Below are 23576 nucleotides of genomic sequence, written 5' to 3' on the forward strand. Positions count from 1 at the left end.
CTTGGTATAGCCGTTTATCGCCAGAACCCTATAGCCTGCCCCTTTAGGAATAGGAGTTTTGGCATGTCAGACGTATCTGCTTTGATCGTGGGTTGTGGTGATGTCGGCAGTCGTCTGGCCCGCCAACTGCTGGCCCTCGGCTGGCAGGTCAGCGGCTTGCGGCGCTCGGTCCAGCAGTTGCCCAAAGGGGTTGAACCCATCGCCGCCGACCTGTCCGACCAGCGTATGCCGGCTGATTGGCCCGAGCGCAATCCGGACTACCTGGTGTACTGCGTGGCGGCCAGCCAGCATGACGAAGCCGGCTATCAGGCGGCCTACGTCGAGGGGTTGCGGCATGTACTGGCTTGGCTGCAGCGCGGCGGCAAACTGCCTCGGCGGCTGCTGTTCGTGTCCAGCAGCAGCGTTTTCGCGCAGAAGGACGGCGAGTGGATCGACGAGACCGCCAGCACCGAGCCCGAGGGCTATTCCGGCAAGGTGATGCTGGAAGCCGAGCAGCTCGCCCTGCACAGCGGCATCCCCGCCAGTGTCGTGCGCCTGACGGGTATCTACGGCCCAGGGCGTGAGTGGTTGCTGAGCCAGGTGCGGCAGGGCTATCGCGTTGCCGAGGAGCCACCGCTGTATGGCAACCGGATCCATGCCGAGGATGCTGCGAGCCTGCTGGCGTACCTGCTGCAGGCCGATGCCCGTGGTGTGGTGCTGGACGACTGTTATATCGGTGTCGACGACGACCCGGCGCCTTTGGCCGATGTGGTGGCCTGGCTGCGGGGGTACATGGGCGTCACCGAGTGGTCGGATGACCAGCGGGTGCGGCGTACCGGCAGCAAGCGCTGCAGCAACGCGCGGGCCAAGGCGTTGGGGTGGGTGCCGCAGTATCCGAGTTACAAGGAAGGGTATGCGGCGATCCTGCAAGAGCGCGATTAAATCGTCCGGCCCAATCGCGGGGCAAGCCCGCTCCCACGGGCTGGACTGCCCCCAAGAAGTTGGACACCAATCCAACCCTTGGGGCAAGCCCGTGGGAGCGGGCTTGCCCCGCGATGAGCGTTAGTCCTTCTCCAGCACCCACTGCCGGGCGCCGGCAGCCAGCTCGGGCATCTCGTCCGGCTGGGCGCGGTTCACCGCCCGGAAGATCTCCAGGGTGTCGCCATCGCGCTTGAAGATCCACGGCGCACCACGCTGGTTGCGTTCCAGCCACATGCTGTCGTTGCCGCCGCCCATGGTCGCGCAATCGCCCGCCAGGCAGACGGCGAAGCGGTCAACCCCAGGCAGCCCGGTGACGTTGCCGGTGTCGCCGAAGCGCACGGTAGTACCTTGGCCCTGGCCCTCGACGATCTTCCAGTCGCCACCGAGGAAGGCTTTGTACAGCGCCTTCTCGAAGCTGCCGCCCAGCGGGGTGTTGCTTGCCGCTTCGCTGCGTACGAAGTGCTGTTCTGCGCCTGCCGGGTTGATGACCCGAAGCTCGTCGCCATCGAGCTCCAACTGTTCGGTCTGGCCACCTTCAAAGCTGACCTGCCAGTTGTTCTTGTTGGCGCTGAGTTGGCCGTCGACCGCTTCGAAACCATTGCTGAAGCTGGCCTTGCGGCTGGCGACATCCAGCTTCCATTCGAGCTCGATGCCACTCTTGTTCAACGGCTCACTCACACGGCCGCTTTTGACGACTGCGTCGATGGCGTCCTGGTTGATCCAGGTGCCGTTGAAATCTTCGGGTTTGTGGCTGGCGCAGCCGCCCAGGAGCAGGGCTGCCAATGCCAGAGGCAATGCGTGGCGCATGGGGAGAACCTTGGGGCAGGAGGGGCGGTAACGGGCGCGGTGCCCGTCACCTGAGGGCATTACTCGAGGACCAGAATGGCGTCCATTTCAACCTGGGCGCCTTTTGGCAGCGCAGCCACGCCGATGGCGGCGCGAGCAGGGTAGGGCTGTTCGAAGTAACGGCCCATCACTTCGTTGACCTTGGCGAAGTGGCTCAGGTCGGTGAGGAAGATGTTCAGCTTGACGATGTCCTTGAACGAACCGCCAGCGGCCTCGGCGACCGACTTCAGGTTTTCGAACACCTGGACGGTCTGGGCTTCGAAGCCTTCAACCAGTTCCATGGTTTTCGGGTCGAGCGGGATCTGGCCCGACATGTAGACGGTGTTGCCGGCCTTGATCGCCTGGGAGTAGGTACCGATGGCGGCAGGGGCCTTGTCGCTGGTGATGACAGTCTTGCTCATGATGACTCCTTGCGGTTGGCGGACTACGCACGCGTCCGGGTGATGCGGACCACCCCGGTCAAGGTGCGCAGCTTCTTGATCACGCGGGCCAGGTGCACGCGGTCGCGCACGCTGACCACCAGTTGGACCACGCTGATACGGCCGTCGCGTTCGTCCATGCTGATTTTTTCGATGTTGCCGTCGGCGGCGTTGACGCTGCTGGCCAGGAGGGCGATCAGGCCGCGCTGGTGCTCCAGCTCGACGCGCAGCTCGACATTGAACTCGCCAGCGACATCCTTGGCCCAGGAGAGCTGCAGGCACTTCTCTGGGTTATGGCGGATTTCACTGATGTTGCGGCAGTCTTCCAGGTGCACGACCATGCCTTTGCCCGCTGACAGGTGGCCGACGATCGGGTCGCCCGGGATCGGCGTGCAGCACTTGGCGTAGCTGAGTACCAGGCCCTCGGTGCCACGGATCGTCAGCGGGCCTTCCGGTGCCGGCAACTCTTCGCCGTCGGCGGACAGCAGGCGGCGGGCGACCACATAGGCCATGCGGTTGCCCAGGCCGATGTCTTCGAGCAGGTCTTCGATCAGCTCCAGGCGGTACTCGGCGAGAATCGCCTGGATGCGCTCCTGGGGGATTTTCTCCAGGCTGCTGTCGAAGCCGGTCAGTACCTTGTTCAGCAGGCGCTCGCCGAGGCTGATGGACTCGGAGCGGCGCTGCTGCTTGAGGGCATGACGGATGTGCGTGCGGGCCTTGCCGGTCACCACGAAGTTGAGCCAGGCCGGGTTCGGGCGGGCGCCCGGGGCGCTGACGATTTCCACGGTCGAGCCGCTTTGCAGCGGTTCGGACAGCGGCGCCAGGCGGCGGTTGATACGGCAGGCGATGCAGCTGTTGCCCACGTCGGTGTGCACCGCGTAGGCGAAGTCGACGGCGGTGGAGCCTTTGGGCAGCTCCATGATCCGGCCTTTGGGGGTGAAGACGTAGACCTCGTCCGGGAACAGGTCGATCTTCACGCTCTCGATGAATTCCAGCGAGTTGCCGGCGCGCTGCTGCAGTTCGAGGATGCCCTTTACCCACTGGCGGGCGCGGGCGTGGCTGCCCTTGGGCTGCTCTTCCTCGTTGGACTTGTACAGCCAGTGCGCGGCAATGCCGTTGTTGGCCATCTCTTCCATTTCGCGGGTGCGGATCTGGATTTCGATGGGCACGCCGTGCATGCCGAACAGGGTGGTGTGCAGCGACTGGTAGCCGTTGGCCTTGGGGATCGCGATGTAATCCTTGAAGCGCCCCGGCAGCGGTTTGTACAGGTTGTGCACGGCGCCCAGCACGCGGTAGCAGGTGTCGACCTTGTCGACGACGATGCGAAACGCGTACACATCCATGATTTCGGTGAAGGCGCGGCGCTTGCCACGCATCTTCTTGTAGATGCCGTAGAGGTGTTTCTGCCGCCCGCTGACCTCGCCCTCGATACCGTCGGCGGCCAGGCAGTTGGCCAGCGAGGTTTCGATCTTGGCGACGATTTCCTTGCGGTTGCCACGGGCGCTTTTCACCGCGCGGTGGATCAGCGAGGAGCGCATCGGGTGCATGGCCTTGAAGCCCAGGTCCTCGAACTCCACGCGCACGGTGTGCATCCCCAGGCGGTTGGCGATGGGGGCGTAGATCTCGAGGGTTTCCTTGGCGATGCGCCGGCGTTTTTCGCCGGACAGCACTTCCAGCGTGCGCATGTTGTGCAGGCGGTCGGCCAGCTTGACCAGGATCACGCGAATGTCGCGGGCCATGGCCATGGCCATTTTCTGGAAGTTTTCCGCTTGCGCTTCGGCCTTGGTCTCGAAGTTCATCTGGGTCAGCTTGCTGACCCCGTCGACCAGCTCGGCGACGGTTTCGCCGAACTGCTGGCTCAAGGCTTCCTTGGCGATGCCGGTGTCTTCGATCACGTCGTGCAGCATGGCCGCCATCAGGCTCTGATGGTCCATGTGCATGTCGGCGAGGATGCTGGCGACCGCCAGCGGATGCGTCACATAGGGTTCGCCGCTGCGGCGGCGCTGGCCGTCGTGGGCTTGTTCGGCATAGAAGTAGGCCCGGCGAACCAGGTTGACCTGTTCGGGGCCCAGATAAGTCGACAGCCGTTCGGCGAGGGCTTCTATACCCGGCATGGTTTCACCTCTTGCGAAAGAAGAGGGCCTTGCGCCGCACGGTGTCGACTGGGCATCAATCAGACGGCCTCGTTGTTCTCGTCCTCGAACGCGGCGAATACCGGATCCTCGGTGACGATTTCTTCGGCGGCGATGAATTCGTTGGTGACGATGCCTTCGGCGATTTCACGCAGGGCGACGACGGTTGGCTTGTCGTTTTCCCACGCTACGCGTGGCTCTTTGCCGCCGGTAGCCAGCTGGCGGGCGCGCTTGGTCGAGAGCATGACCAGCTCAAAGCGGTTATCCACGTGTTCCAGGCAGTCTTCAACAGTTACGCGGGCCATGGTCTTCCTCAGTAGCAAATGCGGTAGGCGTGCGCCCATGAATGGGCAGGCGGACTCGATAGTTTAAAAAATCACCAGCCAATAGGGAAGGACTGTTTTCTCTGGAGCCCCATCGCAAGCACCCCGTGGGAACGGGCTTGCCCCGCGAAAGCGCCGGAACAGACCGCGTCAAGCCTGAGGCTGACAATAACGTCAGCCAGCCCGCGAACACAACAGCCTCACAGCATCGCGTCGCGCAGCCGCGGGGTCAGCTCCTCGAACAGGGTCTGCACCGAGCGCAACGCGCGGCAATCCGGGCGGGTCAGCAGCCACAGCTGGGTATCGCAGCCGGGCAGCGGGCCGCTCAGCGCATCGACGCCCGGCAGGGCGTGGACCATGTAGTCGGGCAGTGCCGCCACGCCCAGGCCGGTGCTCACCAGCTGGGCAATGGTCGACATGCCGCTGCACTGGTAGCGCGGGCTCAGGCCTGGGTACTGCTGGTTGCGCCAGACCACGGTGGCGTGGTCCTGCATGGAGTCGTCCGGGGCGATCCACGGCACGCTGGTGGGCGAGCTGTCGAGGCGCTCGCGCAGTTCGGGGCGGCCGCAGATCACGTAGCTGGTCGAGCCCAGGCAGCGACCGACCAGGTGCTCCGGCGGTGTGTTGGTCAGGCGCAGGGCAATGTCGGCGTCGCGCCGGCTGAGGTTGGCGAAGGTGTTGGAGGTGCCCATTTCCAGCGAAAGCGCCGGGTAGTTGGGCATGAACTCGGCCAGTGCCGGCAGCAGCAGACTGTGCAGTACCGCCTCGGTGCAGGTCAGGCGCACCGTACCGCTGACTACCTGTTCGCCGCTGGTCAGGGCGATGCGCGCGGCGTCCAGCGCCTGCTCGGCACGCTCGGCCTGCTCGGCCAGGGCCTGGGCGGTGTCGGTGGGCAGGTAGCCCTTGCGGCTCTTGACGAACAGCGCGGTGCCCAGCGCCGATTCGAGCCGGCGAATCGAGCGGAATACCGTCGAAACATCGACTTTGAGCAGTTCGGCAGCCTTTGCCAGGGAGCGGCCGCGTTCCAGGGCCAGGACCAGTGACAGGTCCGCATGGTTGATCTGATATTGCATTGGTGCACGCTCTGCTTGCCGAATTGCCAATGTCTAGTTGCGCTGGAGCCATTTTATAGTGAAACCGCCGGCAGGAATCAATGCACCCGGTCGGCAACCAGCCCCCAACGATGGGCCAGTGAAAAGAACAACAGCAATTCCATCGTCGCCTTAGCAGGCGTCAGCCGTATCCCCACATCGCCGCTCCGAATCAAAGGATGTACAGCCATGACGTCGGTCTCCCCGTGCGCCAGTTCTTCCCGCGAGATGAATGAATTCCTGGAAGCCCATCCGGACACCCAGTACGTCGATCTGCTGATCTCCGACATGAACGGCGTGGTGCGCGGCAAGCGCATCGAGCGCGCCAGCCTGCACAAGGTGTACGAGAAAGGCATCAACCTGCCGGCCTCGTTGTTCGCCCTCGACATCAACGGTTCGACCGTCGAAAGCACCGGCCTTGGCCTGGACATCGGCGACGCCGATCGCATCTGCTTCCCGATCGCCGGCACGCTGTCCGATGAGCCGTGGCAGAAGCGCCCCACCGCCCAGCTGCTGATGACCATGCATGAGCTGGACGGTGCGCCGTTCTTCGCCGACCCGCGGGAAGTGCTGCGCCAGGTGGTGAGCAAGTTCGACGACCTGGGCCTGGATATCTGCGCCGCGTTCGAGCTGGAGTTCTACCTGATCGACCAGGACAACCTCAACGGCCGCCCGCAGCCGCCGCGTTCGCCGATCTCCGGCAAGCGCCCGCAATCGACCCAGGTGTACCTGATCGACGACCTCGACGAGTACGCCGACTGCCTGCAGGACATGCTCGAAGCCGCCAAGGAGCAGGGCCTGCCTGCCGACGCGATCGTCAAGGAAAGCGCCCCGGCACAGTTCGAAGTGAACCTGCACCACGTCGCCGACCCGCTGAAGGCCTGCGACTACGCGATCCTGCTCAAGCGCCTGATCAAGAACGTCGCCTACGACCATGAAATGGACACCACTTTCATGGCCAAGCCCTACCCGGGCCAGGCGGGCAACGGCCTGCACGTGCACATCTCGCTGCTCGACAAGAAGACCGGCAAGAACATCTTCGCCAGTGACGACCCGCTCGAAAGCGACACCCTGCGCCACGCCGTCGGCGGTGTGCTGGAGACCATGCCGGCGTCGATGGCATTCCTCTGCCCGAACATCAACTCGTACCGCCGCTTCGGTGCCCAGTTCTACGTGCCCAATGCGCCGAGCTGGGGTGTGGACAACCGCACGGTGGCGGTGCGCGTGCCGAACGACAACCGCGACAACGTGCGTATCGAGCACCGCGTAGCCGGCGCCGATGCCAACCCGTACCTGATGCTCGCCGCGATCCTGTCCGGTATCCACCATGGCCTGACAAACAAGGTCGAGCCGGGTGCGCCGATCGAGGGCAACTCCTACGAGCAACTGGAGCAAAGCCTGCCGAACAACCTGCGCGATGCCCTGCGCGCGCTGGACGACAGTGAAGTGCTCAACCAATACATCAGCCCGGACTACATCGATATCTTCGTGGCCTGCAAAGAGAGCGAGCTGGCCGAGTTCGAAGTGTCGATCTCCGACCTCGAGTACAACTGGTACCTGCACACGGTGTAAGCCCATGAGCGCAATTGCGGTCCCCTTGATCGGTGTCAGCGCCTGCCGTCAGCAGGTGGGGAAGAACTCGTCGCACACGGTGGGCGACAAGTATGTCGAGGCCGCAGGCTTTGCCGGCCTGCCGCTGATCCTGCCGGCCCGTGATGGCGGCAGCGACACGCAGGCGCTGCTGGCGCAACTCGACGGCATTCTGTTTACCGGCTCGCCTTCCAATATCGAGCCGCATCATTACAATGGCGCGCCCAGCGCGGCAGGCACCCGGCACGACCTTGCGCGTGACCGCCTGACCTTGCCGTTGCTGCAGGCGGCGATTGCCGCCGGGGTGCCGGTGTTCTGCATTTGTCGTGGTTTCCAGGAATTGAACGTGGCCCTGGGCGGTACCTTGCACCAGCGGGTGCAGGAACTGCCTGGCTACCTGGACCACCGTGAACCTGAGGACGCACCCCTGGAGGTGCAATACGGCCCTCGTCACCCCGTCGGTGTTGCACCGGGCGGGTTGTTCGAGCGCCTGGGCCTGGCGGCGCAGTTCGAGGTCAACTCGCTGCACAGCCAGGGCATCGACCGTCTGGCCCCTGGCCTGCGTGTCGAAGCACGGGCCCCGGATGGCCTGATCGAAGCGGTGTCGATGCCGGATGCGCCGGGCCTGGTGCTCGGTGTGCAGTGGCACCCGGAATGGCGTTACGCCGAAAACCCGGTTTCGCTGCGCCTGTTCGAGGCGTTCCGCGAGGCCTGCATTGCCCACGCTGCACGGGAGGGTGTGCGCTCGAAAACATTCGGGCGTTAGCCGAAGGTCGAGGATGACCGTGCCCCCACCGCAAGCTTTCAATGAGTGAAAGCGGGCCCTCTACGGCGGGCCTGTGAGAACAATTCCAATAGTTACGGCAAATACTCATGAGCAATTACACAGAAGCCGGCCGCCCACCTGATGTGGCAGCCGACTCGGGCAACAACACCCAAGGCGCCAGCAAAGGCCTGGCCAAGGGCCGCCTGGGCCTTTTGGCCAGCGTGGTGCTGGGCATCTCCACCATTGCCCCGGTCTACACCCTGACCGGCGCCCTCGGCCCGACCGTGCGCGAAGTCGGCGCCCACCTGCCGGCGGTGTTCATCGTCGGCTTCCTGCCGATGCTGCTGGTGGCCCTGGGTTACCGCGAGCTGAACTCGGCGGAGCCGGACAGCGGCACCTCGTTCACCTGGTCGGCGCGGGCGTTCGGCCCGATGATCGGCTGGATCGGCGGTTGGGGGCTGGTGGTCGCCACCACCATCGTGCTGTCCAACCTGGCGGGCGTGGCCGTCGACTTCTTCTACCTGTTCCTGGCCCAGATCACGGGCACCCAGGAGCTGGCGGCCCTGGCAGACAACCTGCTGATCAACGTCACCACCTGTTGCGTGTTCATCGCCCTGGCGGTGTGGATCTGTTGTCGCGGCATGGCGACGACCATGACGGTGCAGTATGGCCTGGTGGCCCTGCAGTTGATGGTGCTGATCGGCTTTGCCTTCGCCGCGTTCAGCGAGTCCACGGCACCTCCGCCGCTGGCCTTCGACCTGGCCTGGTTCAACCCGTTCGGTGTCGAGTCGTTCTCGGCGTTCGCCGCCGGCCTGTCGTTGTCGATCTTCATTTTCTGGGGCTGGGACGTGTGCCTGACCGTCAGCGAAGAGTCCGTCGGCAGCGACGAGGTGCCGGGCAAGGCGGCCACCTGGACCGTATTGCTGATCCTGATGCTGTACCTGCTCACCGCCATCGCCACCCTGCAGTTCGCCGGGATCAGCGACACTGGCCTGGGCCTGGGTAACCCGCGTATCCAGGAGAACGTGTTTGCCCACCTGGCCGGCCCGGTGATGGGCCCGCTGGCCATCCTGATGTCCATCGCCGTGCTGGCCAGTACGGCCGCATCGCTGCAGTCGACCTTCGTTTCGCCGGCGCGCACCCTGCTTGCCATGGGTTACTACGGCGCCGTGCCGCAGCGCTTCGCCAGTGTCTGCCCGCGCTCGCAGACCCCGCGTTATGCCACCATCTGCGCCGGCGTCGCCGCGGGCCTGTTCTACGTGACCATGCGCACCCTGAGCGAGAACGTGCTGGCCGACACCATCACTGCCCTGGGCATGATGATCTGCTTCTACTACTCGCTGACCGCGTTCGCCTGCGTGTGGTACTTCCGCCACAGCCTGTTCACCAGCGTGCGCCACTTCTTCATGCGCGGCGTGTGCCCGCTGTTGGGTGGGGTGATCTTGTCGGTGATCTTCGCGCGCACCGCGATCGACAGCGCTTCGCCGGACTTCGGCAGCGGCTCGCATGTCGGCGGGTTGGGCCTGGTGTTCGTGATCGCAGCGATCATCTCGGCGCTGGGCATCGTGCTGATGCTGCTCTCGCGGTTGCGGGCGCCGGCGTACTTCCTGGGGGCTACCCTGCGTCAGCAGGCGACCATTCAGTTGCAGGAATAAAAAAGTAGGGGTAGCCATCGCGGGGCAAGCCCGCTCCCACGCATTTCGTGGGAGCGGGCTTGCCCCGCGATGATGTCTTAGCCGACCAGCTGTTTCAGCAGCGCCTCATGGCGCTGTTTCTGTTTCTTGAGCAGCAGCCGGTTCGAGCGGAACACTGCTTTCAGATCATCCAGCGCCACGTCGAAGTCGTCATTGATGATGACGTACTCGTATTCGTCGTAGTGCTCCATCTCGCTGACCGCTTCCTTCATGCGCCCGGCAATGATCTCTTCGCTGTCCTGACCGCGGCCGTCCAGGCGCTGGCGCAGGGCCTGCTGGCTGGGCGGCAGGATGAAGATCGAGCGCGCCTCGGGCATCAGCTTGCGTACCTGCTGCGCACCTTGCCAGTCGATCTCGAGGATCAGGTCGAAGCCCTGGTCGAGGGTTTCCTGCAGGGCGCTGCGCGACGTGCCGTAGAAGTTGCCGAACACCTCGGCGTGCTCGAGGAAGTCGCCTTGGGCGATCAGTGCCTTGAACTCCTCGTGGACGACGAAGTGGTAGTTCACCCCGTGCGCTTCACCCGGGCGCATGGCGCGGGTGGTGTGTGAGACCGACACGCGAACGTGTGGATCCTGCTTGATCAGCTCGGTGACCAGGCTGGTCTTGCCGGCGCCGGACGGTGCCGAAACGATGTAGAGGTTGCCGCTGCTGTGGTTCATGGTCGGGGGTGGCCTTACTCGATGTTCTGTACTTGTTCACGCATCTGTTCGATCAACACCTTCAGGTTGACCGCCGCCTGCGTGCTGCGTGGGTCAAAGGCCTTGGAGCCCAGGGTGTTGGCTTCGCGGTTGAGCTCCTGCATCAGGAAGTCCAGGCGCCGGCCGGCGGCACCGCCGGACTTGAGCACCCGGCGCACTTCGGTGACGTGGGTGCTGAGGCGGTCGAGCTCTTCGGCGACGTCGCTCTTCTGTGCCAGCAGCACCATCTCCTGTTCCAGGCGCTGCGGGTCGAGCTCGGCCTGCATGTCGCTGAAACGGTCGAGGATCTTCTGCCGCTGCACGGCCAGCATCTGTGGCACCTGGGTGCGCAGGGTGGCCACTTCGCTGGCCATGCTGTCCAGTCGTTCGTTGATCAGCCGGGCCAGCTCGGCACCTTCACGCAGGCGTCCGGCCTTGAGTTCGGCCAGTGCTTCGTCGAACAGGGCGATGGCTTCGGCGTTGAGGGCCTGGGGGTCGCTTGCGTCGGCCACCAGCACGCCCGGCCAGGCCAGGACTTCCAGCGGGTTGAGCGGCGCCGGATGCTTGATCAGGCTGGCGACGGTCTCGGCGGCGGCGACCAGTTGCGCGGCGCGTTCACGGTCAACCTGCAGCGGCTTGCCGGTGCTGTCTTCGTTCAGGCGCAGGGTGCATTCGACCTTGCCCCGCGACAGCCCTTGGCGCAGGCCTTCCCGCACTGCGCCTTCGAGGTCGCGCAGGGCTTCGGGCAGGCGCAGGTGGGGTTCAAGATAGCGATGGTTGACCGAGCGCAGCTCCCAGACCAGGGTGCCCTGGCTGCCGGCGCGTTCGGCGCGGGCAAAGGCGGTCATGCTGTGCACCATGGGGAGTACCTCGCGTAATCGGGTGAACGGGGGGAGCCTTACGGCTGCAAGGCGCAGGATTGTAGCGCAGTGCGGCCCGGGCGCCCAATCCGGCCATGCTACCGCTGCCCCGCCGCCGTGGTCGGAAAAGGCGACAGGCTGCGCCGGGTGCGACGATAGGCATGTCTTCGCGGGGCGACGGGCTCTATAATGCTCGGCAGATTTAAAGTCCCAGTACAGGTATCCCAGATGAAACGTCCAAGTGGTCGCGCCGCCGATCAGCTCCGCTCGATCCGCATCACCCGCAACTACACCAAGCACGCCGAGGGGTCGGTACTGGTCGAGTTCGGTGACACCAAGGTCATCTGCACGGTCAGCGTCGAAAATGGTGTTCCCCGCTTCCTCAAAGGCCAGGGCCAAGGTTGGCTGACCGCCGAGTACGGCATGCTGCCGCGTTCCACCGGCGAGCGTAACCAGCGTGAAGCCAGCCGTGGCAAGCAAGGTGGCCGCACCCTGGAAATCCAGCGCCTGATCGGCCGCTCCCTGCGCGCTGCGCTGGACATGAGCAAGCTTGGCGATATCACCCTGTACGTCGACTGCGACGTGATCCAGGCCGACGGCGGTACCCGCACCGCCTCGATCACCGGTGCCATGGTCGCCCTGTGCGATGCCCTGGCCGTGATCAAGAAGCGTGGCGGCCTGAAGGGCGGCAACCCGCTCAAGCACATGATCGCCGCCGTATCGGTGGGCATGTACCAGGGCGAAGCGGTGCTCGACCTCGACTACCTGGAAGACTCCGCCGCCGAGACCGACCTCAACGTGGTCATGACCAGCGCCGGCGGCTTCATCGAAGTGCAGGGCACCGCTGAAGGTGCGCCGTTCCAGCCGGAAGACTTCAACGCCATGCTGGCGCTGGCGCAAAAAGGCATGGGCGAGATCTTCGAGCTGCAGAACGCCGCACTGGCCGACTGACAGATAGCAATTGGGGCCGCTTTGCGGCCCATCGCTGGCAAGCCAGCTCCCACAGGTACGGCGGAAGACTTGAGGTCTACGCAGTCGGTGTGGGAGCCGGCTTGCCGGCGATGGGGCGCGAAGCGGCCCCATTGCTTTTTAGATGGTCAACGTCCAGTCGTAGTCCACGATCAGCGGCGCGTGCCGGGAGAAGCGTGGCTGGCGTGGCAGGCGTGCATTGCGCACGAAGCGGCGCAGGCCTGGGGTGAGGATCTGGTAATCGAACCGGTAACCCAGGTTCAGCATCTCGGCCTGTTCGTTGTCCGGCCACCAGCTGTACTGGTCGCCTTCACGGCTGACTTCGCGCAGCGCATCGACGTAGCCCATCTCGCCGGTGATCGCGTCCATCCAGGCGCGCTCTGGCGGCAGGAAGCCGACCGACTGCTGGCTGTCGCGCCAGTTCTTGATGTCGAGCTTCTGCTGCGCGACGTAGAACGAGCCGCAATAGATGTATTCGCGACGCTTGCGACGCTGTTTGTCCAGGTACTTGGCGAAGTCGTCCATCAACTTGAACTTCTGGTTCAAGTCTTCATCGCCGTTCATGCCCGAAGGCAGGAGCAGCGTGGCAATACTTACCTTGTCGAAATCTGCCTGCAGGTAACGCCCGTAACGGTCAACTGTCTCGAAGCCCAGGCCGGTGATGACTGCCTTGGGCTGCATGCGCGAGTACAGTGCCACGCCACCTTGGGTGGGCACCTCCGCGTCGCAGGCGTAAAGGAAATAGCCATCGAGCTGGAAAGCTGGGTCGTCGAGTTCAAAGGCCGAGGCGCGGGTATCCTGAAGACAGATGACGTCGGCATTCTGGGCTTGCAGCCAGCTGAGCAATCCACGCTCGGCTGCAGCCTGAATGCCATTCACGTTCACACTGATGATCCGCATAAATGGCCCCAAAAATCTCGTGCGTGTATGATACCCGAGCTCAACACATTTAGCTAAATCCGTGGTGTCCGGGACCTTTTATGCAGCCGTATCAGCGCGACTTCATTCGTTTTGCCATCGATCGCGGCGTTCTGCGCTTCGGTGAATTCACCCTGAAATCGGGGCGTACCAGCCCGTACTTCTTCAATGCCGGCCTGTTCAACACAGCTTCCGCCCTGGCGCAGCTGGGGCGTTGCTACGCGGCGGCCATCGTCGACAGCAAGATCCCGTTCGACGTGCTGTTCGGCCCGGCGTACAAGGGCATCCCCCTGGCGGCGGCCACGGCGGTGCAGTTGGCCGAGCACCATCAGCTCGACGTGCCATGGTGCTTCAACCGCAAGGAAGCCAAGGACCACGGCGAAGGTGGCAGCCTGGTCGGCGCCCCGCTGGCCGGTGACGTACTGATCATCGACGACGTGATCACCGCCGGTACCGCCATCCGTGAAGTGATGCAGATCATCAACGCCCAGCAGGCCAAGGCCGCTGGCGTGCTGATCGCACTGAACCGCGAAGAGCGCGGCAACGGCGAACTGTCGGCGATTCAGGAAGTCGAGCGCGACTTCGGCATTCCGGTGGTCAGCATCGTGTCGCTGACCCAGGTGCTGGAGTTCCTGGCCGACGATCCGCAACTCAAGCAGCACTTGCCGGCGGTCGAGGCGTATCGCGCCCAGTACGGCATCTGACGCGAACGTGCACAGAAAAGGCGACCTCAGGGTCGCCTTTTTTATTTCCGTGCTTTCAACGGCCGTTTGGGTAAGGGTCCTGCACCGCGTCGCCCTGGCCGCTCAGGATCTTCCAGCCACGCAGTGGGTGGGTCGCGGGCTTGAAATGAGGGCAAGGTGGAAGCGAGGTCTTGCTCTGATTGGAGTATTTGTGGCCGCAATCTGCGCACGAGTAGGTGCCGGCGGATACATCGCTGCCGTATTTGACCAAGGCTTTCTGTGTCATAACCGCATCTCCTTTGTGGGAAGTGGCAATGATAAGCAGCCGATAAAGACAGCGGTTGTAGTATGCGTCCGTCGCTTCAGTAGGAGCTTTCCTGCTGGGCGGCACGCTACACGGAGATGAAAAAGGCGACCCGAGGGTCGCCTTTACGGTGTCAATCCGTGCCGTACTTTGGCGAACGAGGCCCGTACAGGATCCCGCCGTTAGGGTTGGGCGACAGCAGGCGCGCGCTGGTCATGCCGGCAATCGGGTAGCCGGCGTCATCCTGCACGCTGCTGATGATCTGGTTGACCGCCGCAGCCACCAGCATGCCGATCAGGCCGCCCTGGTTCTGCCGGCCTTCCTCGCTCGACGCGGTGGCGCTGCCGGTCCACAGGGTGGCGCCGGTCTTGAGGTCGACCAGTTTGGCGTTGGCGGTGACGATGGTGGCGCTGCTGAGGATCATGTAGCGGGTACCGTAGTCGCTGACGGTGACGTACAGGCCCGCATCGGCGCCGAAGATCTCGTGCAGCTTGCCGGTCGGCAACTGGTGGATGTCGGCCGGCGTGGTCATGCCGTTCTGGCGGAAAGTTTCGTCCACCAGTGCCACCGGCATCACGTAGTAACCCGCTTCGGCCAGTGGGTAGGTGACCTGGGAGAGCATGCTGTAGGTCGCCTTCACGTCGGGCGATTCATTCAACGGCGGCAGGATCAGGACCGATTTGGGGCGGCTCTGCTTGTAGGCCGAATAGTCGATGGTCTTGCGCTCGGCACAGCCAGCGAACAACGCCAGCACGCAGGCACCGACGATCAGTTGGGTCAGGCGCTTGATCACTGTTTGGCCCCTTTGCTGGCGTTTTTCATCAGAAAGTCCATGTAGGCCGCCGACTCAGGGAACAGCGCCTTCTCGGTGCGGAACTGCTGAATCATCTGGTCATCCTTGCCGAGGCTGGAATACAGCAAGCCCAGCTGTGCGTGATAGCCCGGCGGCACTGCGCCGTTCTTGGCCTTGATCTTCTCCAGATCACGCTCCAGAGCGGTGATCTGCTCTTCCTTGGCGTCACCTTTGAGGTAGCTGTACACCTGGGGCTGATAGCTTTCCCACTGATACAGCGTTTTGTGCGAGTTGCAGCCGGCCAGCAGCGCGCAGCCCAACAGCAGGGCGGCGACGGTGCGCTGGCCTTGGGAGGTGATGTTCATCGAACGTCTTCCTTGTCGTAATCCAGGTGTTACTGGGCCTGTGGCTTCCACTGGCCGCCTTCGACGGCGCCGACCAGCTTGTTGACCGCTTCGCGCATGGCCAGGTCGAGGACCTTGCCGTTGAGGGTCGAGTCATAGCTGGCGGTGCCGCCGAAGCCGATGATCTCGCGGTTGGAGAGGGCGTATTCACCCGCACCCTGGCTGGAATAGACCACTTCCGAAGTGCTGATATTGACGATGTTCAGCGCTACCTTGGCGTAGGCGATCTGGGTTTTGCCGCGGCCGAGGATGCCGAACAGCTGGTGATCACCGACTTCCTTGCGGCCGAATTCGGTGACGTCGCCGGTGACCACGAAGTCGGCGCCTTTCAAGCGCTGAGCCTGGCCCTTGATGGCCGCTTCCTGCTGGATCTCGCCCATGTTGTCGCGGTCCAGCACGTTGAAACGGTTGGTCTGCTGCAGGTGAGTGATGAGGATGGTCTTGGCCTGGCCACCCAGGCGGTCGACGCCGTCGGAGAAAATGCCGCGCATGTAGCTGGAGCGGTTGTCGAACTTGCCCACAGCAATTGGGGTGCGCACGCCGCTGTAAGGGCGGTTGACGCTTTCGACCTGTTGCACGGCAACAGCAGTGGAGGTTTCAGTGGCACAGCCGGCGAGGGACCCGACAGCCAGGGCGGCTGCCAGCACGAGTCCATGTGATGCGTATTTCACGCGTGTTCTCCAGGTAAATAAAAACTATTTGCAACAAGGCTGCATTCTGCCACGTTGAGGCGACAGCTTAACCAGTAAATTGATGGCGAAAAATGAAAAAAGATGGCTCAAGGCCATCTTTTTCGTATATCCGATTGAATGCACTGCCCGCCGTAAAAGCATCGCGGGGCAAGCCCGCTCTCACCTTGAGGTGCCAAGGTGGGAGCGAGCTTGCCCCGCAACAGGGTTACAGCTGGATCAGTGACGTTTGCGATTGGTGATCAAGGTGCCCACGCCGCTGTCGGTGAAGATCTCCAGCAGCACCGCGTTGGGTACGCGGCCGTCGATGATGTGCGAGCTGTTCACACCGCCCTGCACCGCCTCCAGCGCGCACTTGATCTTCGGCAGCATGCCGCCGTAGATGGTGCCGTCGGCGATCAGTTCGTTGACCTGCTCGGTGGTCAGGCCGGTCAGGACCTGGCCTTGCTTGTCCATAAGGCCGGCGATGTTGGTCAGCAGCATCAGCTTCTCGGCCTTCAGCGCTTCAGCGACCTTGCCGGCGACCAGGTCGGCGTTGATGTTGTACGACTCGCCGTTCTTGCCTACGCCGATCGGCGCGATCACCGGGATGAAGTCGCCTTTGACCAGCATGTTCAGCAGGTCGGTGTTGACGCTCTCGACCTCGCCTACATGGCCGATGTCGATGATTTCCGGCTGGGTCATCTCTGGGGTCTGGCGGCTGACGGTGAGCTTGCGCGCACGGATCAGCTCGGCGTCCTTGCCGGTCAGGCCGATGGCGCTGCCGCCGTGGCGATTGATCAGGTTGACGATGTCCTTGTTGACCTGGCCGCCCAGGACCATTTCCACCACGTCCATGGTCGCCGAGTCGGTGACGCGCATGCCGTCGATGAAGTGGCTCTCGATCGACAGGCGCTTGAGCAGGTCGCCGATCTGCGGGCCGCCGCCATGCACGACCACCGGGTTGATGCCCACGGCCTTCATCAGCACGATGTCACGGGCGAAGCCAGTCTTGAGCTCCTCGCTTTCCATCGCGTTGCCGCCGTACTTGATCACCAGGGTCTTGCCGACGAAGCGGCGAATGTAAGGCAGTGCTTCGGACAAAACCTCGGCTACATGGGAAGCGGCATCGCGATCGAGGGTCATGCAGGGCTCCAGGTAAGGAACGGATAGTCGTCAGAACGGCAGTTGCAGGCCTGGTTGGACCCGCAGCAACTGCGTGCGGAATACAGCCTTGATACGGTCGAGTTCTGCCGCGCTGTCGGCCTCGAAGCGCAGCACCAGCACCGGTGTGGTGTTGGAGGCGCGAACCAGGCCCCAGCCGTGGGCGTAGTCGACCCGCACACCGTCGATGGTGGTCAGGTTGGCATCGCCCCAGTCGGCGTCGCGTTGCAGAGCATCAATGATGCTGAATTTACCCTCGTCGGTCACATCAATGTTGATTTCCGGCGTGGAAATATCATCGGGGAACGCGGCGAACAGGTCTTCGGCGCTTTGCCCGGCCTTGCTGAGGATCTCCAGCAGGCGCGCGGCGCTGTAGATACCGTCGTCGAAACCGTACCAGCGTTCCTTGATGAAGATGTGACCGCTCATCTCGCCGGCCAGCAAGGAGCCGGTCTGTTTCATCTTCTTCTTGATCAACGAGTGGCCGGTCTTCCACATTAGCGCGCGGCCACCGTGCTGTTCGATCAGCGGGGTCAGGCGGCGGGTGCATTTGACGTCGAAGATGATCTCGGCGCCCGGGTTGCGCGACAGCACGTCCTGGGCGAACAGCATCAGCAGGCGGTCGGGGTAGACGATGCTGCCGGTGTTGGTCACCACGCCCACGCGGTCACCGTCACCGTCGAAGGCCAGGCCGATATCGGCGCCGGTCTCTTTCACCTTGGCGATCAGGTCTTCCAGGTTCTCGGGCTTGCCCGGGTCCGGGTGGTGGTTGGGGAAGTTGCCGTCGACTTCGCAGAACAGTGGGATCACCTCACAGTTCAACGCCTCGATCAATTGCGGGGCGATCACGCCAGCGGCGCCGTTGCCGCAGTCGACCACCACCTTCAGGCGCCTGGCCAGCTTCACGTCGTCGACGATCTGCTGGTAGTAGCGCTCGAGGATCTCGACTTTTTCCACATGGCCTTCGCCACGGGTCAGGTCGTTGGTCTTCAGGCGGGTCAGCAGGGCCTGGATCTGTTCGTTGGCCAGGGTGTCACCGGCGATGACGATCTTGAAACCGTTGTAGTCCGACGGGTTGTGGCTGCCGGTGAGCATCACGCCCGACTTGCCGGCCAGCACATTGGCGGCGTAGTACAGCGCCGGGGTCGGCACCAGGCCGACGTCGCTGACCTGGCAGCCGGCCTCGACCAGGCCCTTGATCAGTTGCTCGACCAGCATCGGGCCGGACAGGCGGCCGTCACGGCCGACCGAGATCTGTGGTTCGCCCTGGGCGAGGGTCTGGGCGCCGATGGCGCGGCCGATCCAGTAGGCGGTTTCGGCGTGCAGGGTCTTGCCGACCACGCCGCGGATGTCATAGGCGCGGAAGATGCTGTCCGGCAGTGCGGGGACCAGGTGGGCCATGTCGTTCATCTCTGGGGACTCCATAAGTCAAAGGCTTCTGGGCAGGCGCAAACTGAACGCTTGGACGGCGGTTTCGCCAGAGAGTTCGCCATCCATGGCCCGAACGGTCTGCTGTTGCCTCAGCGGGTGCCCGAGTGGCCGAAGCCGCCAGCGCCGCGCTGGGTCTCGTCGAATTGCTCGACGATGTCGAAATGCGCCTGCACCACCGGCACCAGGATCAGTTGCGCGATGCGCTCGCCGACGGTGATGGTGAACGGCGTGTTGCCGCGGTTCCAGCAGCTGACCATCAACTCGCCCTGGTAGTCCGAGTCGATCAGGCCGACCAGGTTGCCCAGCACGATGCCGTGCTTATGGCCCAGGCCCGAGCGCGGCAGGATCATCGCCGCCAGGCCCGGGTCGCCGATGTACACCGACAGGCCGGTGGGGATCAGCAGGGTCTGGCCTGGCTCGAGGACGGTGTCCTCCTTGAGCAGGGCACGCAGGTCCAGGCCGGCGGAACCGGGGGTGGCGTACTGCGGCAGGGGGAATTCGGTGCCCAGGCGTGGGTCGAGGATCTTGGCTTGAAGAGCGTGCATGTAACTTATTGAACCTGGTTGAGCCGTTCGGCGATGAAGGCAACCAGCTGGCGGGCGATCTTGCCTTTGCTGGTCTGCGCGAAGAGGGTTTGATGCTGCTGCCGGTCGATCACGGTCAGGGCGTTTTCCTCGCTGTTGAAGCCGATGCTGGGGTTGGCCACATCATTGGCGACGATCAGGTCGAGGTTCTTGTCCTTGAGCTTGCGCGTGGCGTAGTCGAGCAGGTGCTCGGTCTCGGCGGCAAAGCCCACGCTGAACGGGCGATCGGCGCGGCCGGCAATGGTCGCAAGGATATCGGGATTGCGCACCATCTGCAGCAGCATGCCGTCGCCGGTGGTGGGATCTTTCTTGAGCTTCTGTGCGGCGACGACTTCCGGGCGGTAGTCCGCGACCGCAGCCGAGGCGATGAACAGGTCGCAGGGCATGGCTGCTTCGCAGGCCGCGAGCATGTCCCGCGCGCTGACCACGTCGATGCGGCTGACCCGGTCCGGGGTCGGCAGGTGTACCGGGCCCGTCACCAGGGTCACCCGGGCCCCGGCTTCGGCGGCCGCCTCGGCCAGGGCAAAGCCCATTTTCCCTGAACTATGGTTGGTGATGTAGCGCACCGGGTCGATGTTCTCCTGGGTCGGCCCGGCGGTGATCAGCACGTGTTTGCCGGTCAGTGCCTGGCGCTTGAAGCTCTCGGCGGCGCACCAGGCCAGGTCGGTGGCTTCGAGCATGCGGCCCAGGCCCACATCGCCACAGGCCTGGCTGCCGGAGGCCGGGCCGAACACCTGGATACCACGGCGCTTGAGCAGTTCGAGGTTGTCCTGGGTTGCCGGGTCGCGCCACATGGCCTGGTTCATCGCCGGCGCCACGGCGACGGTGGCGTCGGTGGCCAGCACCAGGGTAGTCAGCAGGTCGTCGGCCATGCCCTGGGCCATGCGCGCCATCAGGTCGGCGGTGGCCGGGGCGATCAGCACCAGGTCGGCCCATTTGGCCAGTTCGATATGGCCCATGGCCGCTTCGGCGGCGGGGTCGAGCAAGTCCATGTGCACGGGGTGGCCGGACAGCGCCTGCAGGGTGAGCGGGGTGATGAATTCGGCACCACCGCGGGTCATGACCACGCGCACCTGCGCGCCGTGTTCCAGGAGTCGGCGAATCAGCTCGGCGCTCTTGTAGGCGGCGATGCCGCCACCCACGCCGAGAACGATGCGCTTGCGATACAACCGCTGCATAGGCCTTGCCTTATTCCAGTGAAAGCGGGCGGCGACGGTGACTGCCTGCGGCAGATCGTCGCATTTTCGAAGCGAACTAGATTAACACAGCGCCCAAACGGGCCGTAGTGGCAGGCGAGGAGGGAGGATGAACATCAGGGAGTGGCCGGCCGAGGAGCGGCCGAGGGAGAAACTGTTGCAGCGCGGCGCGGCGGTGCTGTCGGACGCCGAGCTGGTGGCGGTGTTGCTGGGGTCGGGGGTCGCCGGGCGTAATGTGCTGGACTTGGCGCGTGGGCTGCTGGCCAAGTTTGGCGGGCTCAGGCCGTTCCTCGAGGCCGATCGCGCCAGGGTCCTGCGTGAGCCGGGCTTGGGGCCGGTGAAATACGCCCAGTTGCAGGCGTTGCTGGAGATCGGCAGGCGGTATCTGGACGAGGGCATCGAGCGTGCGTCGGCGCTGGAGTCGCCGACATCGGTGCGGCGCTATCTGAAGTCGATGCTGCGCCATGAGGCCAGCGAGGTGTTCGGTTGCCTGTTCCTGGATACCAAGCACCGGCCGTTGGCGTTCGAGATCCTGTTTCGCGGCACGATCGACCGGGCCAGCATCTACCCGCGGGAGGTGGTGCGCCGGGCCTTGCTGCACAACGCGGCGGCGCTGATCCTGTGCCATAACCACCCGTCAGGCCATTGCCAGCCCAGCCAGGACGATGTGCACCTGACGCTGATGCTCAGGCGCTCGTTGGCGCTGATCGATGTACGGGTGATGGACCATGTCATCGTCGGCGATGGCGAGCCACTGTCCATGGCCGAGCATGGGTGGTTGGCAGGCTAGTCTTGTGTTGACTGCACCGGCCCTTTCGCGGGTAAACCCGCTCCCACAGGTTTTGCGCCGAATGCGAAACCTGTGGGAGCGGGTTTACCCGCGAAGAGGCCGGCATTGTCAGCAGACAATCAGCGGCCCACAGAGACCTTGCTCAAATCCAGCCGCCCGAACGGGCTCACCTGATACCCCTCGACGCCCTTGTGCAGCAAGGTCGCCGCCGTAGGATGCGCCAGCGGCAGCCACAACGCCTGCTGCTGGATCAGTGCCTGGGCCTGCTGGTACAGGCGGCTGCGCACGCTCTGGTCGTTGGTGGTGCGCCCGGCGTTGATCAGCTGGTCCAGGCGGCTGTCGCAGAACCGCGCGAAGTTGGTCCCGGACTTGACCGCCGCGCACGAGAATTGCGGGCTGAGGAAGTTGTCCGGGTCGCCGTTGTCACCCGCCCAGCCCATGAACAGCAGGTCGTGCTCGCCCGCCTTGGCGCGGCGGATCAACTCGCCCCACTCGATGGTGCGAATCTCGGCCTTGATGCCGACCTTGGCCAGGTCCGCCTGAAGCATCTGCGCGCCCAGGCTGGGGTTGGGGTTGAGCAGGCTGCCCGACGGACGGGTCCAGATCGTGGTGGCAAAACCATCGGCCAGGCCGGCCTTGGCCAGCAGCGCCTTGGCCTTCTTCTGGTCCATGGCGTAACCCGGCAAGTCCTTGGCGTAGCTCCAGGTGTTCGGCGGGTAAGGGCCGTTGGCGGCGGTGGCGGTGTTTTCGAACACGGCCTTCAGGTAGGCCGGCTTGTCGAAGGCCAGGTTGATCGCCTGGCGTACTTCGGGCTTGTCCAGCGGCGGGTGCTGGCTGTTGATGGCGACGAAGGCGGTCATGAAGGCCGGGGTGGTCGCTACCTTGAGGTTGCCGTCCTTGCCGGCCTCGGCGATGTCCAGCGGCTTGGGCGACAGGGCCACCTGGCATTCGCCGCGCTTGAGCTTCTGCAGGCGCACGTTGGCGTCGGTGGTGATGGCGAAGATCAGCGGGTCGACCGACGGTTTGCCGGCGAAGTAGTCGGGGTTGGCGCGGTAGCGCACCACGGCGTCCTTCTGGAAACGCTGGAAGACGAACGGCCCGGTACCCACAGGCTGGCTGTTGAGCTTGTCCGGGGTCTCGGCCTTGAGCAGCTTGTCGGCGTATTCGGCGGAGTAGATCGAGGCGAAGCCCATGCTCAGGGTGGCCAGGAAGGTGGCATCCGGGTGCGATAGGGTGAAACGCACGGTATTGGGCTGCGGGGCCTCGATCGACTTGATCAGGCTGCCCAGCTGCAGCGACTGGGCATGCGGGTAGCCGCCCGCGGCGGTCTTGTGCCACGGGTGGGCGGGGTAGAGCATGCGCTGGAAGCTGAACAGCACGTCTTCGGCGTCCAGCTCGCGGCTGGGCTTGAAGTAGGGCGTGGTGTGGAACTTGACGCCCTGGCGCAGGGTGAAGTCGTAGATCAGGCCGTCCGGCGATACCGTCCAGCTCTCGGCCAGGCTGGGCACGACCTTGCCAAGCCCGGCGTCGAATTCGACCAGGCGGTTCATCAGCACATCGGCCGAGGCATTGGTGGTGGTCAGCGAGTTGTACTGGACCACGTCGAAGCCTTCCGGGCTGGCTTCGGTGCACACCGACAGCGGCGCGGCCTGGGCAAGGCCGGCGGCGCACAGCGTGGTGAACAACAGGGAAAGGGCGGCGGCACGCATGGTGGCTCCTTGGCGGGTTTGTGGCACCATCTGCCGGTGCAGTCTGGAAAAGTCCTACCCTAGTGTGGGCACGGGCAAATGACCACACCCTTTCGCATTAATTCGGCGACGGGCGGTCGACACCTTGCCGCCCCAGTCGTTATGCTGCCCGGGCGCACTCGGCCCGACCTTAAGACACATCTTCTGTTGTTGCGGCTGAGTCTTTCTGGTATAAAGCAGCGCTCTTTTCTAGGGGCTCGGCCTGTCGCGTAAGCGCTTCCGGTCGATAAGACCCTCGGAAACACGGCGCCTGGCGCCAATGACTGAGAGATTAAGCGGCCAACCCATGCCGGGTTGGGCATGTGGTTTTAGAGGGCTGAGGCATGTCGAGAGTCTGTCAAGTTACTGGTAAGGGTCCAGTAACCGGGAATAACATTTCCCACGCAAACAACAAAACCCGTCGTCGTTTCCTGCCAAACCTGCAGCACCACCGTTTCTGGGTTGAATCCGAGAAGCGTTTCGTGCGTCTGCGCGTTTCCGCCAAAGGCATGCGTATCATCGACAAGCGCGGCATCGATGCCGTTCTGGTCGACATCCGCAAAGCTGGCGCCAAGGTTTAAGGGAGA

24 protein-coding genes and 1 pseudogene are annotated in these 23576 nt (G+C 64.0%); 8 read left to right on the forward strand and 17 right to left on the reverse strand.

All coding sequences use genetic code 11. From position 1 onward, the window contains the following. The first annotated feature begins 63 nt into the window (after positions 1-63). Positions 64-921, forward strand: a complete 858-nt coding sequence (locus DM373_RS02150) for an SDR family oxidoreductase (RefSeq protein WP_110991987.1) — start codon at positions 64-66, stop codon at positions 919-921. Positions 922-1041: 120 nt separating this feature from the next. On the opposite strand, the gene DM373_RS02155 is transcribed toward DM373_RS02150, so the two are convergent. The 5 genes from DM373_RS02155 to DM373_RS02175 form a co-directional block, all read right to left on the reverse strand. Continuing rightward, the gene (locus DM373_RS02155) at positions 1042-1767 is read right to left on the reverse strand and encodes a hypothetical protein (RefSeq protein ID WP_110991988.1); all 726 of its coding nucleotides are present in this window, start codon (positions 1765-1767) and stop codon (positions 1042-1044) included. Between the two features lie 59 nt (positions 1768-1826). Then, positions 1827-2207 carry a RidA family protein gene (locus tag DM373_RS02160; protein ID WP_110991989.1) on the reverse strand — a complete coding sequence of 127 codons (381 nt, stop codon included), beginning with the start codon at positions 2205-2207 and terminating at the stop codon, positions 1827-1829. A 23-nt stretch (positions 2208-2230) separates the two neighbouring features. Then, on the reverse strand, positions 2231-4339 hold the full coding sequence (spoT, locus tag DM373_RS02165) for a bifunctional GTP diphosphokinase/guanosine-3',5'-bis pyrophosphate 3'-pyrophosphohydrolase (RefSeq protein WP_110991990.1): 2109 nt from the start codon (positions 4337-4339) through the stop codon (positions 2231-2233). A 59-nt stretch (positions 4340-4398) separates the two neighbouring features. Continuing rightward, on the reverse strand, positions 4399-4662 hold the full coding sequence (gene rpoZ, locus DM373_RS02170) for a DNA-directed RNA polymerase subunit omega (protein ID WP_003253383.1): 264 nt from the start codon (positions 4660-4662) through the stop codon (positions 4399-4401). Positions 4663-4880: 218 nt separating this feature from the next. Continuing rightward, a complete protein-coding gene (locus DM373_RS02175; RefSeq protein WP_110991991.1) occupies positions 4881-5753 on the reverse strand; it encodes a LysR family transcriptional regulator in 873 nt (290 codons plus the stop codon). Positions 5754-5960: 207 nt separating this feature from the next. On the opposite strand from DM373_RS02175, the gene DM373_RS02180 reads away from it, so the two are divergent. The 3 genes from DM373_RS02180 (at position 5961) to DM373_RS02190 (ending at position 9782) form a co-directional block, all read left to right on the forward strand. Further along, on the forward strand, positions 5961-7343 hold the full coding sequence (locus tag DM373_RS02180; RefSeq protein WP_110991992.1) for a glutamine synthetase family protein: 1383 nt from the start codon (positions 5961-5963) through the stop codon (positions 7341-7343). A gap of 4 nt (positions 7344-7347) precedes the next feature. After that, positions 7348-8127: a gamma-glutamyl-gamma-aminobutyrate hydrolase family protein gene (locus DM373_RS02185; RefSeq protein WP_110991993.1), complete on the forward strand. Its 780-nt coding sequence runs from the start codon at positions 7348-7350 to the stop codon at positions 8125-8127. 107 nt (positions 8128-8234) lie between these two features. After that, a complete protein-coding gene (locus DM373_RS02190) occupies positions 8235-9782 on the forward strand; it encodes an APC family permease (RefSeq protein WP_110991994.1) in 1548 nt (515 codons plus the stop codon). A 77-nt stretch (positions 9783-9859) separates the two neighbouring features. Here the strand turns inward: DM373_RS02190 and gmk are convergent, their stop codons facing one another. Next, entirely contained in the window at positions 9860-10480 is a 621-nt protein-coding gene (gene gmk, locus DM373_RS02195; RefSeq protein ID WP_110991995.1) for a guanylate kinase, read from the reverse strand. A gap of 14 nt (positions 10481-10494) precedes the next feature. Continuing rightward, on the reverse strand, positions 10495-11358 hold the full coding sequence (locus DM373_RS02200) for a YicC/YloC family endoribonuclease (protein WP_110991996.1): 864 nt from the start codon (positions 11356-11358) through the stop codon (positions 10495-10497). A 228-nt stretch (positions 11359-11586) separates the two neighbouring features. Here DM373_RS02200 and rph point away from each other — a divergent pair, with 228 nt between their 5' ends. Further along, a complete protein-coding gene (gene rph / locus DM373_RS02205) occupies positions 11587-12309 on the forward strand; it encodes a ribonuclease PH (protein ID WP_110991997.1) in 723 nt (240 codons plus the stop codon). Positions 12310-12447: 138 nt separating this feature from the next. Here the strand turns inward: rph and DM373_RS02210 are convergent, their stop codons facing one another. Continuing rightward, positions 12448-13227, reverse strand: a complete 780-nt coding sequence (locus DM373_RS02210) for an exodeoxyribonuclease III (protein WP_110991998.1) — start codon at positions 13225-13227, stop codon at positions 12448-12450. An 80-nt stretch (positions 13228-13307) separates the two neighbouring features. Between DM373_RS02210 and pyrE the strand changes: the two genes are divergently transcribed. Next, entirely contained in the window at positions 13308-13949 is a 642-nt protein-coding gene (gene pyrE / locus DM373_RS02215; protein ID WP_110991999.1) for an orotate phosphoribosyltransferase, read from the forward strand. Positions 13950-14004: 55 nt separating this feature from the next. Here the strand turns inward: pyrE and DM373_RS02220 are convergent, their stop codons facing one another. The 8 genes and pseudogenes from DM373_RS02220 to coaBC form a co-directional block, all read right to left on the reverse strand. Next, positions 14005-14214 carry a hypothetical protein gene (locus tag DM373_RS02220; RefSeq protein WP_110992000.1) on the reverse strand — a complete coding sequence of 70 codons (210 nt, stop codon included), beginning with the start codon at positions 14212-14214 and terminating at the stop codon, positions 14005-14007. A gap of 151 nt (positions 14215-14365) precedes the next feature. Continuing rightward, entirely contained in the window at positions 14366-15013 is a 648-nt protein-coding gene (locus tag DM373_RS02225) for a DUF799 domain-containing protein (protein ID WP_244215029.1), read from the reverse strand. Between the two features lie 8 nt (positions 15014-15021). Continuing rightward, positions 15022-15390, reverse strand: coding sequence for a DUF4810 domain-containing protein (locus DM373_RS02230; RefSeq protein WP_110992001.1), 369 nt, complete (start codon positions 15388-15390; stop codon positions 15022-15024). Between the two features lie 29 nt (positions 15391-15419). Beyond that, on the reverse strand, positions 15420-16100 hold the full coding sequence (locus DM373_RS02235; protein ID WP_110992002.1) for a CsgG/HfaB family protein: 681 nt from the start codon (positions 16098-16100) through the stop codon (positions 15420-15422). Between the two features lie 237 nt (positions 16101-16337). Further along, a complete protein-coding gene (gene argB / locus DM373_RS02240) occupies positions 16338-17243 on the reverse strand; it encodes an acetylglutamate kinase (RefSeq protein WP_110992003.1) in 906 nt (301 codons plus the stop codon). A gap of 30 nt (positions 17244-17273) precedes the next feature. Continuing rightward, positions 17274-18647, reverse strand: a pseudogene (locus tag DM373_RS02245) (phosphomannomutase/phosphoglucomutase); the annotation flags it as partial. A 134-nt stretch (positions 18648-18781) separates the two neighbouring features. Continuing rightward, positions 18782-19237, reverse strand: a complete 456-nt coding sequence (dut, locus tag DM373_RS02250; protein WP_050707525.1) for a dUTP diphosphatase — start codon at positions 19235-19237, stop codon at positions 18782-18784. A 5-nt stretch (positions 19238-19242) separates the two neighbouring features. Beyond that, positions 19243-20454 (reverse strand): bifunctional phosphopantothenoylcysteine decarboxylase/phosphopantothenate--cysteine ligase CoaBC, encoded by a 1212-nt coding sequence (gene coaBC, locus DM373_RS02255; protein WP_110992005.1) that lies wholly within the window; start codon positions 20452-20454, stop codon positions 19243-19245. Between the two features lie 127 nt (positions 20455-20581). Here coaBC and radC point away from each other — a divergent pair, with 127 nt between their 5' ends. Then, positions 20582-21262 carry a RadC family protein gene (radC, locus tag DM373_RS02260; RefSeq protein WP_110992006.1) on the forward strand — a complete coding sequence of 227 codons (681 nt, stop codon included), beginning with the start codon at positions 20582-20584 and terminating at the stop codon, positions 21260-21262. A gap of 119 nt (positions 21263-21381) precedes the next feature. Here radC and DM373_RS02265 read toward each other — a convergent pair whose 3' ends face one another. Further along, entirely contained in the window at positions 21382-22971 is a 1590-nt protein-coding gene (locus DM373_RS02265) for an ABC transporter substrate-binding protein (RefSeq protein WP_110992007.1), read from the reverse strand. 362 nt (positions 22972-23333) lie between these two features. On the opposite strand from DM373_RS02265, the gene rpmB reads away from it, so the two are divergent. Continuing rightward, positions 23334-23570 (forward strand): 50S ribosomal protein L28, encoded by a 237-nt coding sequence (rpmB, locus tag DM373_RS02270; RefSeq protein WP_003253504.1) that lies wholly within the window; start codon positions 23334-23336, stop codon positions 23568-23570. Positions 23571-23576: the final 6 nt, after the last annotated feature.

The organism is Pseudomonas sichuanensis (assembly GCF_003231305.1).
Taxonomy (GTDB): Bacteria; Pseudomonadota; Gammaproteobacteria; order Pseudomonadales; family Pseudomonadaceae; genus Aquipseudomonas; species Aquipseudomonas sichuanensis.